Source organism: Bradyrhizobium sp. LMG 9283, from assembly GCF_045571415.1.
Lineage (GTDB): Bacteria > Pseudomonadota > Alphaproteobacteria > Rhizobiales > Xanthobacteraceae > Bradyrhizobium.
The window spans coordinates 8,160,009-8,175,403 of the sequence record NZ_CP120691.1; the positions used below are offsets into that span (position 1 = coordinate 8,160,009).

Genomic DNA, 15,395 nt, shown 5'->3' on the forward strand with positions numbered 1-15,395 from the left:
AAATCATCGCCAAAGGAGAATGCCATGTTGTTGAAGGATCAGGCAGCCATCGTCACCGGCGGCGCATCAGGACTGGGCGCGGCCACTGCGCGAAAGCTGGCGGCGCAGGGCGCCAAAGTCGCGGTGTGCGATCTCAATGCCAAGCTTGCGGAAACCGTCGCCGCCGAGATCAAGGGCGTGGCCGTGACCTGCGACGTCTCCGATGCCGCGTCGGCGGAAGCCGCGATCGCGCAGGCGACGAAGGCCCATGGCCCGGCGCGCGTGCTGGTCAACTGCGCCGGCATCGGCGTGGCCAAGCGCGTGGTCGGCCGCGACGGTCCGATGGCGCTTTCAGATTTCGACAAGGTGATCAAGGTCAACCTGATCGGCACCTTCAACATGCTGCGCCTCGCCGCGGCCGAGATGTCCAAGCTGGAGCCGCAGGCGACCGGCGAGCGCGGCGTCATCATCAACACCGCCTCCGTTGCCGCCTATGACGGCCAGATCGGGCAGTCCGCCTATTCGGCGTCCAAGGGCGGCATCGTCGGCATGACGCTGCCGATCGCGCGCGAGCTCGCGCAGTTCGGCATCCGCGTGCTGACGATTGCACCCGGCCTGTTCCTGACCCCGCTGCTCGCCAACCTGCCGCAGGAGGCCCAGGACTCGCTCGCCGCCGCGATCCCCTTCCCGCGCCGGCTCGGCCAAGCCGACGAGTTCGCCGCGCTCGCCCTGCACATGGTGGAGAATGCGTATCTGAACGGCGAAGTGGTGCGCCTCGACGGCTCGCTGCGCATGGCGCCGAAGTAAGGCACCGCTCATGTTCGTGAACCGGCGCGAGGTCCAGATCCAGTGGGGTGATTGCGACCCTGCCAACATCGTCTACTACCCGCGCTATTTCGCGATGTTCGACGATTCGACCTCGACCCTGTTCGAGGTCGCCGGCTTCTCCAAGCAGGATCTGGTCCGCAAATACGGGCTGGTGGGCATTCCCATGGTCGACACGCGGGCCAAGTTCTACATCCCCTCGACCTATGGCGACTGGATCACCATCGAAACGAAGATCGAGAGCATCAAGCGCTCGAGCTTCGAGGTGAAGCACAATGTCTACAAGGGCGAGGCACTGGCGATCGAGGGTTTCGAGACCCGCGTCCTGGTCGGCCGCGACCCTGGCAATCCCGACAAGCTGAAATCGGCACCGTTTCCGCCGGAGATGGTCGCCAAATTCACGGGAAGCTAAATCGCCGCATCACCAAAAGAGGGGGCTGAATTACCCCCCGATTTCTGCTTTCAAAGAACGACGTCAAGGGAGGAATAGATGAAACGCTTTTATTTGACCGCTGCCATCACCGCAGCCGCGCTGGCGCTGCCGGCATTGCCTGCGCTGGCCCAGACCAGCGAAATCACCATCGGCATCACCACCACCACGACCGGCCCGGGCGCGGCGCTCGGCATTCCCGAGCGCAACGCGCTGGAATTCGTGCCGAAGGAGATCGGCGGCGTGCCTCTGAAGGTGATCGTGCTCGACGACGGCGGCGATCCCACCACCGCAACCACCAACGCTCGCCGCTTCGTGACCGAATCCAAGGCCGATATCATCATGGGCTCGGCGCTGACGCCGCCGACGATCGCGGTCTCTAACGTCGCCAACGAGGCCGGCATCCCGCACTTTGGTCTTGCGCCCTTCCCGATCACGCCGGAACGCATGAAGTGGTCGGTGGCGATGCCGCAGCCGATTCCGATCGTCGGCAAGGTGCTGTACGACCACATGAAGGCCAAGGGCGTGAAGACGCTCGGCTACATCGGCTATTCCGACTCCTACGGCGATCTCTGGTTCAACGACCTCAAGGCGCAGGCCGTGCCGATGGGCATGACCATCGTCGACGAGGAGCGCTTCGCCCGTCCTGACACCTCGGTGACCGGACAGGTGCTGAAGCTCGTCGCCGCCAATCCCGATGCCATCCTGGTCGGCGCCTCCGGCACCGCGGCCGCGCTGCCACAGACCGAGCTGCGCGAGCGGGGCTATCAGGGCCTGATCTACCAGACCCATGGCGCGGCCAGCATGGACTTCATCCGCATCGCCGGCAAAGCGGCCGAGGGCGTGCTGATGGCCTCGGGCCCCGTGATGGACCCCGAAGACCAGCCGGATGAAGCCGCCACCAAGAAGCCGGGCCTCGCACTCAACTCGGCCTATGAAGCCAAATACGGCCCGAACAGCCGCAGTCAGTTCGCCGGCCATTCCTACGATGCGTTCGAGATCCTCAAGCGCATCATCCCGACCGCGCTGAAAACTGCAAAGCCCGGCACGCCGGAATTCCGCGAAGCGATCCGTCAGGCGCTGCTGACGGAGAAGGAGCTGGCGGCGAGCCAGGGCGTCTACAACTTCACCGAAAAGGACCGCTACGGCCTCGACGAGCGCTCGCGCATCCTGCTCACGGTGAAGAATGGCAAGTACACGCTGGTGAAGTAGGCGCAAGCGAAAGAGTTGAGACGACGAGAGCCGGTCCGATGGACCGGCTCTTTTCGTTCTGGCTCTAGATAGAGCTGCGGCCGCAGTGTTACTGCGCCCCCTCTCCCGCCGACCCCTCCCGCATCCGCCTTCGCCAAGGCTTCGGCGGACAAGAGCGGGCGAGCTTACTGCGAGACCGCGGATACACCGCGCGCCTCACGCCGCCTGCCGCAGCGGGGTCCAGGCGAACTCCGGATAATACGTGTCCATCATGCGATCGACATAGGCGGTGAGGTTCGGAAATCCCTCGGCGCGCTGGCGCAGGGCCGATTCGAAGAATGGCGTCAGGATCCCGGCGAGTGCGCCGAAGGCGGTGGCGTCGACGCCGCAGGGCTTGCTGCCCATTAGGTACGCCTTGTCGCCGAGCTGCACCGACAGCGCGAACAGCGACCGCACCGCAAGATCGACGTCGTCATCAGGCGCATGGCGGCCAAGGCCGGAGAGCAGATAGTTCTCGGCGACGCGGAACTGCGCATCCTCCCGCAGCTTCTCGCGATTGTGCTCCGGCGCACCGTCGAAGAAATGCGCAGGGCCCTTGGCGAAATTGACCGGATCCACCCAGCGCGCGCCGACCAGCGCCCAATAGACGTGATGCTCGATCATGCGCTCGAACGCCCAGGCCTGCGCACGCTCCTGCAAGGAGAGGCCGGCATCGAAATCGAAGCCGTAGCGGCGCTCGAAATGGGCGCGGATGAAGGTGGAATCGGCCACCGCCTCGCCACCGTCGTCGATGAAAGGCAGCTGCCCCTTGGGCGAGGCGGGCGGCATCGCCCGCTCCTTCCGGTAAGGCAACCCCGCCATCTTGAGCTGCACCTCGGTCTTGGTGACGAAGGGGCTGATTTCCGGCAGGCCGAAGCCGGCGCCAAAGCCGTAAAGCGTGATCATGCGAGCTCTCCTGAACCTGTCGAACGAGTTGAAGGAACCTAGCGGCCGGCTGCTGCCACCATGGTGGCAGCAGCCGTGATATCTTCTGCGAAGCGGGCCCCTCGCCAGGCGCGGCCCATGAAATGGCGGACCAGCGCATCCGCGGCATGGACCAGCGAGCGCGTCACGGCGGTCGCGAGCGCAAGGCGGAGGTCGACGACCGTGAAATCAAGCGAAACGAGGCGGCTGAATGCCCACGCCTGCACCTGGAAAGGCTGGCTCCGCCACAACGGGCCGGCCGGGCCGAAATGGGTTGGAATGATCATGGACAAATCCTCTTCAGTCGATGTGTTGTCCCGGTATAGAACTCCCCTGCTGCCAACATCCTGTCAGCAGCCACGCGCCGCCTTCTGGGAAAGACCACCGAGAAAAAGCAGCGATAAGAGACCTGTCATGAGACGCGCCGACCGGCTGTTTCAAATTATCCAGGTGCTGAGGCGCACGCGTAAGCCGCTGACGGCGGACGCGATCGCAGCCGAGCTCGAGACCTCGAAGCGCACCATCTATCGCGACATCGCGACCCTGATCGGCCAGCGCGTGCCGATCCGCGGCGAAGCCGGCATGGGTTACATCCTGGAAAAGGGTTTTGACCTCCCGCCGCTCATGCTGACACCCGACGAGATCGAAGCGGCGGTGCTGGGCGCGCAATGGGTCGCGGGCCACGCCGACTCCGCGCTGGCGCGCGCGGCCGAAGACTTGATGGCCAAGATCGCCGACACCGTGCCTGAGCGCCTGCGACCCTTCGTGCTGGAGCCGGCGAGCCGGGCGCGGCCGAGCTGGAACAGGGAGCCGGACCGCCTCGACATGGCGCGCACCCGCACCCAGATCCACGAAGGCAAGAAGATCATGCTGCGCTATCGCGACGAGCAAGGCCGCCCCAGCGAGCGCGTGATCTGGCCGATTTCGGTCGGCTATCTCGAAGCGGTGCGGCTGCTGGCAGCCTGGTGCGAGCTGCGCAGCGACTTCCGCAGCTTCCGTACCGACCGCGTGGTCGAGGCGACCTATCTCGACGAAAAATATCCGGAGCGGCGCGACGTGCTGCGCGCAAGATGGCGGCAGAGTCTGGTCTGGGGTCCGCCAAAGGATACGTGAGGACGATGGAAGAGATCGACCTGTCGAGCTGTTGCCAGAGTTGCGGCGCCTGCTGCGGCTATTCGGAGAACTGGCCGCGCTTCTCGATCGAGAGCGACGAGGAGCTTGCCGCGATTCCCGACGCGCTGGTCAACACGCGCCTGTCCGGCATGCGCTGCGAGGGTGATCGCTGCTCGGCCTTGCAGGGGGAAATCGGAAAAGCGACGGCCTGCGGCATCTATGAAGTGCGGCCGGAAGTGTGCCGCACCTGCATGCCGGGCGACGCCGAATGCGCGATGGCGCGGCGGAAGTTCGGGTTGCCGGTGATAGAGGCCGTTTAGGCCGGAACGGCTTCGCTGATCTCGTCGTCGAACTCGTCATCGAGCGGAGCGAGCACCGAGAGCGGCTTGGTCGACAGCGTGATCGGCTTGCGTCCGCCCGACAGCGACGGCGACGATTTGGCCGAGCTCTCACGCGACAGCGCGTAGAGCGTCGAGCCGACGCGGCCGCCGTTCTCGATCAGGTCGCGCTCGCTGCAGCTTGCTGCGATCGCGACCGCCAGCGAGTGCAGATGGCTGCGACGGTAGCAGAACAGCGCCAGCCTGGCGCGAACGTCAGGGGAAACACTCTCAACCAGCCTCGGCAGGCCACTCTCGCTGGCGCGATACATCTCGCCAAGGAGCTCGTCGCGGACCGGGCAGAAATCGCCTTCAAAGGTGTCGCGGCTTGAAAACATTGCAGTTCTCCCTCGTGTGCGGAAGATGCAGCGCAATTCTCTAACGAAAGGTTAACCACGCTGTCCGGTAGTCGTCCGGGGTGGCTGCGCGTGACCCGCGAATCGGAAGGGCGGCGGAGATCACATTGGTCAGAGATTGGAGCGTCCGTCATTCCGGGGCGGTCCGCAGGACCGAACTCGGAATCTCGAGATTCCGGGTTCTCGCTTCGCGAGTCCCGGAATGACTGCGCAGCAGTCAGTTCGCCGCCATGAAGATGGAGAGGCCGAAGCCGGTCAGGTGATGCAGCGCCTGGTCGATGCCGATCAGGGTCCAGAACCAGGGATGCGAAAGGTCGACGCCGAAATTGGCGGAGACGAATCCCTTGGCGCGGTCGATCGTGATGTGGATCGCGAAATCAATGAAGGCCACGAACCAGAATTTTGGCGCCACGATCACGATCAGTGGCAGCGCAACGGCAAGGTGGACCAGGCAGTGCACCAGAAGCGGCAGGGCCCAGCCATGCTTCTGGTCCTTGCCGTGGGCCATCCAGGCGGTCTGAAGAACGAAATCGGCGATGATGTGCTTGAAGGTGAGCAGCAACATCCAGCCAATGAGCGCTTCAACCGGAATCGCCGATGACATGGGTGGAAACGACAAGCTGACGCCCTCATTTGACGTGACGAAAAGAATTGGAGCGTTCAGCGCAACTTCTTCTTGGACCGGTCAAATCGCCGGGACGCGTGATTTATGACATCTCCCGCGGCGGAATGCAGCCGGGTGGAACTGGAAAATCGCCAAGTGTGGCTAACTGGTGATAGGATGACCAATAGCCGCGGCCACATCGAGTAAGGTTACCCCCGGCTCGAAATTTGCATTCCGCTACCCTGGCGCTATCATCGTCGATAGAGAATATCGTTCTTTTTTCAGGCGTTTACGAATTACAGGGCGTCCGCCCACGAGCGCACCGCCCGCCACCGAAGAATAAGGCCAGAGTGCTGCCATGGGTACTGAAGGTCCCACCGCATCGCCGATCGTGCCGCCGCCCCGGCGTCCCAAGGTGATCAAGACCAACCAGCAGCAGGTTTTCCTCTACGTCGTGCTGACCCTCTTGCTGTCGCTTGCCACCGTCTGGGTCGGCCGCACGCTGGTGCACAATTCGGAAACGCTCACCTTTGCCGTCGGTGGCCCCGACAGCGACGAGGCGCTGTTCGCGGCCAAGCTCTCTGCTCTCCTTAAGAACAACGCCTCGCGCTTCCGGATCAAGATCGTCAACAACGCCGACAACGCCAAGGCGGTCCTCCAATTCGACCGCAGGCAGGCCGACCTCGCCGTGCTGCGCACAGATGCCAAGGTACCGCTGCGGGCGCGCACGCTCGCGATCCTCGAGCACGATCTCGTGCTCCTGCTCGGTCCCGGCAACAAGAAAATCAAGTCGCTCGCCGAGCTGAAGAAGAAGAAGGTTGCGGTCGTCGCCGAGAACGAATCCTCGCTCGCCTTCGTCCGCAGCATCCTCGACGTTCCCGACGGCTCCGAGGCTGCGAAGATCCAGATGGCGCCGCAGGGCGCAACACTGGACAAGCTGTTTGCGCCGTCAAACGGCTTCGGCGCAGTGATCGCCATCGTCCACGCTTCGAAGGCGGTGCGGGACAAGTCTTATGAGCAAACCGCCAAACGCGGCGGCTTCACACTGAACGCGATCGACGAGGCCAAGGCGCTGGCGCGCAAATTCCCGGGCATTTCCGACGAGACGCTGACAGCGGGCACGTTGTCGACGTCACCGCAAATTCCCGACGACGATCTCGACACGATCGGGCTCGAATGGCTGCTGGTCGCACAATCCAGGATGTCCCCGACCACCGCCGGCGAGCTCGCGCGCACCATTTACGAGAACAAGTCCGCGCTCGGGCTCGACAACGGTTTCGCGACCAGGATCGAGCCGGCCTCTGTCGAGAAAGACGCCTTCGTCATCGCGCATCGGGGCGCCGCCGACTACATCAACGACGACACCAAGTCGTTCATGGATAAGTACAGCGACATGATGTATCTCGGCGCCGCCGCGCTTAGCGTCATCGGCTCGATCTTCGCAGCGATCTACGCCAAGATCACCCGCATCGCACCCGAGAAGGCCAGCGAGCTCTCGACCGCCATTCTCGATATCGGCGAGCGGATCGAGCACGCCCACTCGCTGGATCAGCTCGAATGTCTCCAGGACGAGCTGGAGGCCATCTTGCGGGGCGCCGTTATCGGCCTCAGAGACGGCACGATCAGTACCGACGGGCTCGACACCTTCAAGCTCGGCTACGAATTCGTCCGCGACGAGATCAGCATGCGCCGCGACTATCTGAAACGTCATGCCGGCGAAGCCGAAAAGACGGTACGCGATGCCGGGCCAGCCCCGCTGGACGACAGCAATGTCGTGGTGGTGAAGACCGCCCAGAGCGCCTGATCCACCGGGTTGGGGCAACCAGACTGTCGTGTCCCGAACAAGCTGCAATGCCGAAGGCGTTGCAGCGCTGAGCCGGGACCCAGGAACCCACCACAGCATGCGCTGCCACATGGGCCCCGGCTCTGCAGCGCATCGCTACGTGCTGCGTCGCGTCCGGGCCCGACACCGAGGCTATGACGTCCCGCCCGATCGTTAGCCGGCAGTCTGGAACCCTGCACCTCCGCAACCGTTGGTTTTCGGTTACAGCCGGAGAACGCGGCATGCGTGCACTCCTCATCATCCTCCTTCTGGCAATGCTGACGGCGGCCGCCTACTTCGCCTATTCCGCAATGGCGATCGAAGGTGAGCCGATCCCGACGGAAGGCTACGTGGCGCTGGCGCTGGGCGCGGGGTTTTCCGTCATCGTCGGCGTCGGGCTGATGGTGCTGCTGTTCTTCAGCAGCCGCCGCGGCTACGACGAGCCGCCACATTTCAGGTAAGCACTCCGCCAGCGACGGCGGCACGGACGGGCAAGGCCCGGCGCAGCGGCGCCGGCAAAACGGCCTGCGCCGTCGTTGACGACCTCCGCCCGGGCGGGCACTTTGGCGCCGACGTCCCAACCGGGGCCTCGAGACTTGCCCCGAGACCGAATAGCCTTCCCGCATGTCCAAGCCGCTGATCTCCGCTCTGGCCCAGTTCGCGGCCGCCACGGCCGGCCGCAACATGACCAAGGCTGCCTATGTCGCGGTGATCGTCGGCGTGCTCAGCATGGTGTTGCTGACGGACAACCGGGCCAAAGAGGCGCGCGGCTGGGTCGACGCCCTGCTCTGGACCTGCCTCGCCTATTTCGTGTTCGAATGGCTGGTGCGGCTGCGCCACATGGCGCGGCAGGGGCGTCTTTCGCTCTATGTGTCCTCCTCCGCCGGCATCGTCGACGCGATCGGGGCGCTGGCCGTGCCGGTCGCACTTCTCCTCGGCGTTGAGCCGAAGACGGCCTGGCTGCTCAGCGTGCTCTGGGTGTTGAAGGTGGTGCCGGGCATTCCCGGCCTGCGGCAGCTGCGCCGCGTGCTGGTGCTGGAATCGGGGCCGCTGGTCAGCGTGCTCGTGATCTTTCTGATGGTGGTCTTCCTCGCTTCCGTCGCCGAATATTTCCTGGAGCGGGACGTGCAGCCGCAGACCTTCGGCAGCGTGCCGTCCGCGCTGTGGTGGGCGGTGGTGACCCTGACGACGACGGGCTATGGCGACGTCGTGCCGGTCACGCCGCTCGGACGCGTGGTGGCGGCCCTGGTGATGATCTCCGGCCTCGGCGTGTTCGGCCTCTGGACCGGTATCCTGGCGACCGGCTTCGCCGCGGAGACGCGGCGCGACAATTTCCTCAAGACCTGGGAGTCCGTCAGCAAGGTGCCGTTCTTCGCGACCCTGGGACCCGCGGCCATCGCCGACGTCACCCACATGCTACGCACCATCGAGCTGCCGGCGCGCACCACGATCATCCGCAAAGGTGCGCAAGGCGACTGCATGTATTTCATCGCCGCCGGCGAGGTCGAGGTCGATCTGCCCGGCAAGAAGGTGCAGCTCGGCGAAGGCGCCTTCTTCGGCGAGATGGCGCTGCTCGGCAACAACAAGCGCGGGGCCAACGTCTCGACCACGAAAGTGTCACGGCTTCTGGTGCTCGACCTCGTCGATTTCCGCGTGCTGATGGCGCGGCATCCCGATCTCGCCGAGACCATCGACGCCGAAGCAAAACGGCGTGCGCTCGAAAACAAGTAATGGAGACAAGAATGTCGGACACAGCCGACGCGGCATCCAGCCCCCTGCTCGAGATCACCGGCGCCCGCGCCACCATCCGCCTCAACCGGCCAAACCATCTCAACCGGCTCCAGGCGGAGGATCTCGGCGAACTGACAAGACTGTTCGACAGGGTCGAGGCCGATCCCGATATTCGCGTGCTGGTGCTGACCGGCACCGGGCGCGCCTTTTCCGCCGGTTACGATCTCAATTCGGTAGCGGAGCGCGCCGTCAGCGCCAGCGAGCAGCAGAGCGCGGGTTCGGCTTTCGAGGTGGTCGTCAACCGGCTCGAGGATCTCGGCGTGCCGACGATCTGCCGGCTCAATGGTGGCGTCTATGGCGGCTCGACCGACCTCGCGCTCGCTTGCGATTTCCGCATTGGCGTCGATACCGCGGAAATGTTCATGCCGGCGGCGCGGCTTGGGCTGCATTATTACCCGAGCGGTATCAAACGCTACGTGACCCGCCTCGGCGTGGACAATGCGAAGAAGCTGTTCCTGACCGCGCAAAAGATCAGCGCCCCGGAGATGCTGCGCATCGGCTATCTCACCGCGATGGTGCCGGTGGAATTCCTGGACGAGGAGGTCGACAAGCTCGCTGCGATCCTCGCCGGCAACGCTCCACAGGCGATGCGCGGCATGAAGCGCGCGATCAACGAGTTCGCCCGCGGTGAGCTCGACGAGAAAGCCGCCGACCAGCGCCACCGCGACAGCATGCGCAGCGACGAGATCAAGGAAGGCATCAAGGCGTTTGCCGAGAAGCGCGCGCCGCGGTTTTGAAGCGCCCTCTCATCCTCCCGCCGCAGCGGCATGCTGCGCGGCCATCTCTTCATCCGCGGCATTGATGCGCTGGAACGCCGGCCGCCCCGTCATGCGCTCGGCATAGCGAACGAACACGTCCTTCTTCGGCACGATGCCGAACATCATGGTCCAGCTGAAGGCGACGCCCCACAACACATCGGCGGCCGTCATGCGCTCGCCGAGCAGATACGGTCCCTTCGACAGCTGCGCCTCGAGCGCACTCAACATTGTATCGTAATCGGCATAGGGCGACTGCGTGATCGGCGCCGGCTCGCGCTGCATGAACTTGTCGATCAGCGCCGGCTCGAACGAAGAGCCGTAATACGAAATCCAGCGCAGATAAGGGCCGCGCAGCGGATCGTTCAGGGCGGGCGTGAGGCCGGCCTGCGGAAACAGGTCGGCGAGATAGATGGTGATGGCGACCTGCTCCGTCACCAGCGCCTCGCCGTGGCGGATCGCCGGCACCTTGCCGAGCGGGTTGATGGCGAGATAGGCGGGCTTGCGCTGCTCGCCGGCCTTCATGTTGAGGACATGGAGATCATAAGGAGCCCCCAGCTCCTGCAGCAGCACCCGCGTGCCGGTGGCACGCGTCTGCGGCGAATAATACAGCGTGATGCGGTTCGGATCGGTCATGGCAGTCTCCATCTGGCCGGCTGACGATGGGGCTGCTTGTAGCGAACCATACCTGACATCTTCTGTCAGGTATGGTTTAAGCGATCATGCGCGCGAGCCGGATGCTGTCGATCCTCACCACCCTTCAGGCCAGGGGGCGGGTCACCGCGCCCGAGCTCGCGGAGGCCTGCGAAGTCTCGGTGCGCACGATCTATCGCGACATCGATGCGCTCGCGGCGTCCGGTGTCCCCGTTTACGCCGACCGCGGCGCGGAAGGCGGCTATCGCCTGCTCGACGGCTATCGCGTGCGGCTGAACGGGCTCTCGCAGAGCGAGGCAGGCGCGCTGTTCCTGGCGGGATTGCCCGGCCCGGCCGCAGCGCTCGGGCTGGACGCGGCGATGATCGCCGCGCAGAACAAGCTGATGGCGGCGCTGCCCGCGAATCTGCGCGAAGACGCCGGGCGGATGCAGGAGCGCTTTCACCTGGACGCGCCGGGCTGGTTCGGCGAGGCGGAAGATCCAAGGCACCTGCGCAGCATCGCCGGCGCAGTCCTGCGCGGGACGCTGATCAAGATCCGCTACCAGAGCTGGCGCGCGGAGAAGCTGCGCTGCGTCGCCCCGCTCGGCCTCGTGCTGAAAGGCGGCAGCTGGTACCTCGCCGGGCAAGTCGACGGCAGCGTGCGGACCTATCGCGTCGCGCGCGTGCTCGACTGCACGGCGCTCGACGACCGCTTCGATCGGCCCGCCGATTTCGATCTCGCCGCCTATTGGCAGGCCGCGACACTTCGCCTCGAGGCCGAGATGCATCCCAATGTCGCGATCGTTCGGCTGTCGCCGTTCGGCGTCAAGCTGCTCGACGCGCTGAGCCAGCCCTACGTCAAGGCACGCACGCAGCTCGACGAGACGGCCGACGCAGACGGCTGGCGCATTGCGCGAGTGCCGGTCGGCAAGACGTCGTGGCACGCCGCAGCCGAGTTGCTGCGGCTCGGGCCCGAGGCCGAGGTGCTGGAACCCGCCGATCTCCGCGACAAGATGGCCGAGCTGACACAGGCGATGGCTGTGCGCTATCGCGCGGTACGAAGCGCCTGATCGCGGCACATTTGCCGCAGCCGACGAAACAATCCTGAAACACGATTCTTCCCTCGCGCCGTGAACGCATTCGCGGCTCGTGCCGACGGAGATGCAGGGACACAACAACGGCCTCGCGCCAAACTGGAGAATGAAGATGTTTCGTAAGCTCGCTCTTGGTCTGATCGCTGCCGGCTCGCTCGGCGCTGCCGCTCTCGCGCCCACCGCGGCCTCGGCCGGCGGCTTCCATCACCATCATCACGGTCATCATCACTGGGGTCCCGGCTGGGGCTTTGGCGGCATCTACCTCAACACGGGCGTCAGCAACTGCTACCAGGAGCGCCTGGTCCAGACCCGTCACGGCCTGCGCGTGCGCGTCGTGAATGTCTGCGCCTACGGGATCTACTGATATCTCGCCTTCACGACAAAGCTCCGGTCGCATCGCGGCCGGAGCTTTGCGTTGAGCTAGCTGGCCTGCCGCTGCCGGCGAAACCAGGCCCAGGTTTCGCGTGTCGTTCTGATATAGCCGCGGCCGCGATGGACAATCTCGCCATCGACGATCGCGTTCAGCTTCGGCAGCGCGTGAAAGGGGATCGAGGGATAGGCGTGGTGCTCGACATGGTAGGGCATGTTCCACGCGAACCATTTGACAACCGCGCCGGTGTAAGTCGTGCGGGTATTGTGGAAGGCGCTGCGGGTGCGATCGCAACCGGTGTGCTCGGCCAAGAGGTAGGGCCGCAGGAAGAATTGCCCGATGACCAGCGGAACGACCCAGACCATGAGCAGCAGCGCGGAGGAGAACCACAGTGAGAGCGCGAGCAGCAGAACATAGAGGGCGGCATAGACGCGCGCTTCGGTCACGACAATGGCGCGCTTGTTCTCGGGAATCCAGGGCACCGTGACCTTGCCGGTGACGGCATGGCCGAGCATCAGCCGGAGGCGGCCCGCAACCTGGAGCAGGCCGCTATAGGCGATCACGATCTGGGTGTCGGATCTCGGCTTCACGCCGACGATCAGCTCCGGGTCCTTCTCGGGATCCTGGGTGTAACGATGATGGTCCCAGTGGAACAGGCAGTAATATTCGTAAGGCTGCCCGATGATGAAGGCCGAGAGATAGCCGACCGCGAGGTTGAGGCCGCGGCTCTTGAACGCGGTCTTGTGCGCGGTCTCGTGCACCGCCATGAACAAGAAGGCGACGAAATAGCCCTGTACCACTATCAGCGGCAGCGCCCAAAGGACGCCATAGCTCGAGCTGACTTTCCAGATCAACGACCCGACCAGAATGACCACGCCGTAATGGCAAAGGCTGCGCGCCGCGCCCTGAAAATTGGAGCGGGCCGACAGTTCGCGCAGCATCGCCGGGCTCAGCGGCTTCAGGCGATGGCCGGACTCAGAAACGGTTGCGTCAGTCATGATCGGGTGCCTGTCTTACTTGCGGAGGAGCCCGGCGATCTCGGCCTTGATGAAGGCCTTGTCGCGGGGATTGTTGACGGGATTGCCGGCGCGATGGCCGTGCAGCGACTGGATCGGATGCAGCACGGCTGATTTTGCATTGACCAGCTTGCCGAGTTCATCCTCGTTGTCGCGGACGTCGAAATAGCGATCGGTCGCGCCCGGCATCAGCAGCATATGCGCCTTGATCGCGGCGAGCCCGCGATCGAGATCGCCGCCGAAGGCCGGGCACCGGCTGATGTCGCCGCGCTGCCAGATGCCGATCTGCGCCAGGAGATCGTTGGCATCGCGTCGCGCGAAAGTCGCATCCCAGGCGCGAACGAGATAGTCCTCGAGCGAGGTGAAGCCGGCCTCGCGCCAGAGCTCGTCGCGATAGAAGCCGTGCGACATCGCCCAGCCGGCATAGACGCGTCCCATGGCGCGATAGCCGGCAACGGGCCTTTCGACGAAACGGCCGTCCCGGAAAGCGGGATCGCCTGTCAAGGCGGCCTTCACGCCTTCCAGGAAGACGTAGTTGTACGGCGCGCAACGCGCGCTGCCGCAGACAACCGCGGCACGCGCGACCATATCAGGATGAAGTGCCGCCCAGTGATAGGCCTGCATGCCGCCCATCGACCAGCCATAAACCAGCGCGAGCTTGGTGATGCCGAAGCGCTCGGCGAGAAGGCGATGCTGAACGGCGATGGCGTCGTGATAGCTGAATTCGGGGAACGGCGCGGCGGAGTTCGACGGCGAGGACGACAGGCCGTTACCGAACAGATTCGGGATGACGATGAAATAGCGCGAGGGATCGAGCACGCCGTCAGGCCCGATCAGCCACTCGGTGTCGAAGTGCTGCGCGCTGAACGAGGTCGGATAGAGGATGACGTTGTCTCTGGCCGGGCTCAGCGCGCCATAGGTCTTGTAGGCGAGCTTCAGCTTCGGAAAGACGACGCCGGATTGGAGCACGACGTCGCCGGCCTCGAAGGTCTCATAGTCGCGCTCAGCCATTGTGCGTCCCACTCTCGCTCGCGGCCCTCACGACGCGACGCGGAAACCGCGATGCATCGATCATGCCAGCCGAAGACGCACCATTGCGTCACACTTAATAACTGTACGTTTAGTACATTTATTATGGACCGGCAAGATAAATCCGATCGGGCGCCGGTCTCAGGTGATGGCCGCGATATATCGCGCCACCGATGCCGCGAACGCGGCCTTGGCAGCGCCGGCGATGTTGCGTCCCCACCAGGCACCGTAGATCCGATCGAAGGCGAGCGGCTCGACGGCATCAGCGATCCGCCGCACCGCGGGGGCGTTGAGCGGCATGTAATTCGGGTAGGAATACATGAAGCTGACGAAGCGCCGGTCCATCGTCACCTGAGCGATGTCCCCGGTGAGCAGCGCGCCCCCGCCGTCCGCACCCCGTGCCCAGTGCAGCATGGTGGCGCCGGCGAAATGGCCGCCGGTGCGCAGCAGCAGCACGTCGTCGGAGATGCGATGCTGATCGCCGGTCCAATGCACGATCGATGGATTCGGACGCGTCACCCATTGGCCATCTTCCGCGTGCAGATAGACCGGCACGCCGCCGAAGACATCGCTCCAGTCGGCGAGCGCACCATAATAATGCGGATGCGAGATCGCGATCGCTTTTAACCCGCCGAGCGAGCGGACATGAGCGATCGCTTCCGGCGTCACCAGCGGCACGCAGTCCCACATCATGCATCCATCCGCTAGCGGCACCAGCAGCGCGCGCTGGCCGATGGCGAAACTCGGCTCGAGGGCGAGACCGGTGAGGCCGAGATCGTCGCGCCAGACCACGCGGTGACGTTCCGCCAGCGTCTCACGCGTCATGAAGGTCTGCCCCTTCCAGTTCACATACTGCCGTTCATCCTCGCAGATCGGACAGGATACGGGTGGATGTCCGCTGTCCGGAAATTGCGCGCCGCAGGTTTCGCAGGTCCAGAGTGGCATGGCCGTAATCCTATTGAGACCGTCGCAAGTATGACATGACGTCTATGACATGACGTCGCGGGCCTGCGATCGCAAGGGCGATCGGAACCAACGCTATGAGCG

At 64.5% G+C, this 15,395-nt stretch carries 19 protein-coding genes; 11 read left to right on the forward strand and 8 right to left on the reverse strand.

Going from position 1 to position 15,395, the window contains the following annotated elements; genetic code table 11:
* Positions 1–24 precede the first annotated feature (24 nt).
* The 3 genes from P6U29_RS37965 to P6U29_RS37975 all read left to right on the forward strand — a co-directional run bounded on the left by P6U29_RS37965 (position 25) and on the right by P6U29_RS37975 (position 2,446).
* Positions 25–786 (forward strand): SDR family NAD(P)-dependent oxidoreductase, encoded by a 762-nt coding sequence (locus P6U29_RS37965; protein WP_407115224.1) that lies wholly within the window; start codon positions 25–27, stop codon positions 784–786.
* 10 nt (positions 787–796) lie between these two features.
* On the forward strand, positions 797–1,216 hold the full coding sequence (locus P6U29_RS37970) for an acyl-CoA thioesterase (RefSeq protein WP_407115225.1): 420 nt from the start codon (positions 797–799) through the stop codon (positions 1,214–1,216).
* Positions 1,217–1,294: 78 nt separating this feature from the next.
* On the forward strand, positions 1,295–2,446 hold the full coding sequence (locus tag P6U29_RS37975) for an ABC transporter substrate-binding protein (protein ID WP_407115226.1): 1,152 nt from the start codon (positions 1,295–1,297) through the stop codon (positions 2,444–2,446).
* A gap of 195 nt (positions 2,447–2,641) precedes the next feature.
* Here P6U29_RS37975 and P6U29_RS37980 read toward each other — a convergent pair whose 3' ends face one another.
* Together P6U29_RS37980 and P6U29_RS37985 are read right to left on the reverse strand one after the other, a co-directional pair.
* On the reverse strand, positions 2,642–3,370 hold the full coding sequence (locus P6U29_RS37980; RefSeq protein WP_407115227.1) for a glutathione S-transferase family protein: 729 nt from the start codon (positions 3,368–3,370) through the stop codon (positions 2,642–2,644).
* A 38-nt stretch (positions 3,371–3,408) separates the two neighbouring features.
* The gene (locus P6U29_RS37985; RefSeq protein WP_407115228.1) at positions 3,409–3,675 is read right to left on the reverse strand and encodes a hypothetical protein; all 267 of its coding nucleotides are present in this window, start codon (positions 3,673–3,675) and stop codon (positions 3,409–3,411) included.
* A gap of 127 nt (positions 3,676–3,802) precedes the next feature.
* On the opposite strand from P6U29_RS37985, the gene P6U29_RS37990 reads away from it, so the two are divergent.
* Together P6U29_RS37990 and P6U29_RS37995 are read left to right on the forward strand one after the other, a co-directional pair.
* The gene (locus P6U29_RS37990) at positions 3,803–4,501 is read left to right on the forward strand and encodes a YafY family protein (RefSeq protein ID WP_212372287.1); all 699 of its coding nucleotides are present in this window, start codon (positions 3,803–3,805) and stop codon (positions 4,499–4,501) included.
* A gap of 5 nt (positions 4,502–4,506) precedes the next feature.
* Entirely contained in the window at positions 4,507–4,821 is a 315-nt protein-coding gene (locus P6U29_RS37995) for a YkgJ family cysteine cluster protein (protein WP_407115229.1), read from the forward strand.
* Here P6U29_RS37995 and P6U29_RS38000 read toward each other — a convergent pair.
* Positions 4,818–5,216: a hypothetical protein gene (locus tag P6U29_RS38000; protein WP_407115230.1), complete on the reverse strand. Its 399-nt coding sequence runs from the start codon at positions 5,214–5,216 to the stop codon at positions 4,818–4,820. The genes P6U29_RS37995 and P6U29_RS38000 overlap by 4 nt on opposite strands.
* Before the next feature lie 235 nt (positions 5,217–5,451).
* On the reverse strand, positions 5,452–5,799 hold the full coding sequence (locus tag P6U29_RS38005; protein ID WP_407119545.1) for a DUF3307 domain-containing protein: 348 nt from the start codon (positions 5,797–5,799) through the stop codon (positions 5,452–5,454).
* Positions 5,800–6,196: 397 nt separating this feature from the next.
* On the opposite strand from P6U29_RS38005, the gene P6U29_RS38010 reads away from it, so the two are divergent.
* The 4 genes from P6U29_RS38010 to P6U29_RS38025 all read left to right on the forward strand — a co-directional run bounded on the left by P6U29_RS38010 (position 6,197) and on the right by P6U29_RS38025 (position 10,188).
* A complete protein-coding gene (locus tag P6U29_RS38010) occupies positions 6,197–7,642 on the forward strand; it encodes a TAXI family TRAP transporter solute-binding subunit (protein WP_407115231.1) in 1,446 nt (481 codons plus the stop codon).
* Positions 7,643–7,902: 260 nt separating this feature from the next.
* The gene (locus P6U29_RS38015; protein ID WP_407115232.1) at positions 7,903–8,121 is read left to right on the forward strand and encodes a hypothetical protein; all 219 of its coding nucleotides are present in this window, start codon (positions 7,903–7,905) and stop codon (positions 8,119–8,121) included.
* Between the two features lie 163 nt (positions 8,122–8,284).
* Positions 8,285–9,391, forward strand: coding sequence for a cyclic nucleotide-gated ion channel (locus tag P6U29_RS38020; protein ID WP_407115233.1), 1,107 nt, complete (start codon positions 8,285–8,287; stop codon positions 9,389–9,391).
* A gap of 11 nt (positions 9,392–9,402) precedes the next feature.
* Positions 9,403–10,188 (forward strand): enoyl-CoA hydratase/isomerase family protein, encoded by a 786-nt coding sequence (locus tag P6U29_RS38025; protein WP_407115234.1) that lies wholly within the window; start codon positions 9,403–9,405, stop codon positions 10,186–10,188.
* Between the two features lie 9 nt (positions 10,189–10,197).
* Here the strand turns inward: P6U29_RS38025 and P6U29_RS38030 are convergent, their stop codons facing one another.
* The gene (locus P6U29_RS38030; protein WP_407115235.1) at positions 10,198–10,842 is read right to left on the reverse strand and encodes a glutathione S-transferase family protein; all 645 of its coding nucleotides are present in this window, start codon (positions 10,840–10,842) and stop codon (positions 10,198–10,200) included.
* Positions 10,843–10,928: 86 nt separating this feature from the next.
* Between P6U29_RS38030 and P6U29_RS38035 the strand changes: the two genes are divergently transcribed.
* Positions 10,929–11,909: a helix-turn-helix transcriptional regulator gene (locus P6U29_RS38035; protein WP_407115236.1), complete on the forward strand. Its 981-nt coding sequence runs from the start codon at positions 10,929–10,931 to the stop codon at positions 11,907–11,909.
* Positions 11,910–12,045: 136 nt separating this feature from the next.
* Positions 12,046–12,297: a hypothetical protein gene (locus tag P6U29_RS38040; protein WP_407115237.1), complete on the forward strand. Its 252-nt coding sequence runs from the start codon at positions 12,046–12,048 to the stop codon at positions 12,295–12,297.
* 56 nt (positions 12,298–12,353) lie between these two features.
* On the opposite strand, the gene P6U29_RS38045 is transcribed toward P6U29_RS38040, so the two are convergent.
* The 3 genes from P6U29_RS38045 to P6U29_RS38055 form a co-directional block, all read right to left on the reverse strand.
* Positions 12,354–13,301, reverse strand: a complete 948-nt coding sequence (locus tag P6U29_RS38045; protein ID WP_407115238.1) for a fatty acid desaturase — start codon at positions 13,299–13,301, stop codon at positions 12,354–12,356.
* 15 nt (positions 13,302–13,316) lie between these two features.
* Complete coding sequence (locus tag P6U29_RS38050) at positions 13,317–14,330, reverse strand: alpha/beta fold hydrolase (RefSeq protein WP_407115239.1); 1,014 nt, start codon at positions 14,328–14,330, stop codon at positions 13,317–13,319.
* Positions 14,331–14,489: 159 nt separating this feature from the next.
* The gene (locus tag P6U29_RS38055) at positions 14,490–15,293 is read right to left on the reverse strand and encodes an MBL fold metallo-hydrolase (protein WP_407115240.1); all 804 of its coding nucleotides are present in this window, start codon (positions 15,291–15,293) and stop codon (positions 14,490–14,492) included.
* Positions 15,294–15,395: the final 102 nt, after the last annotated feature.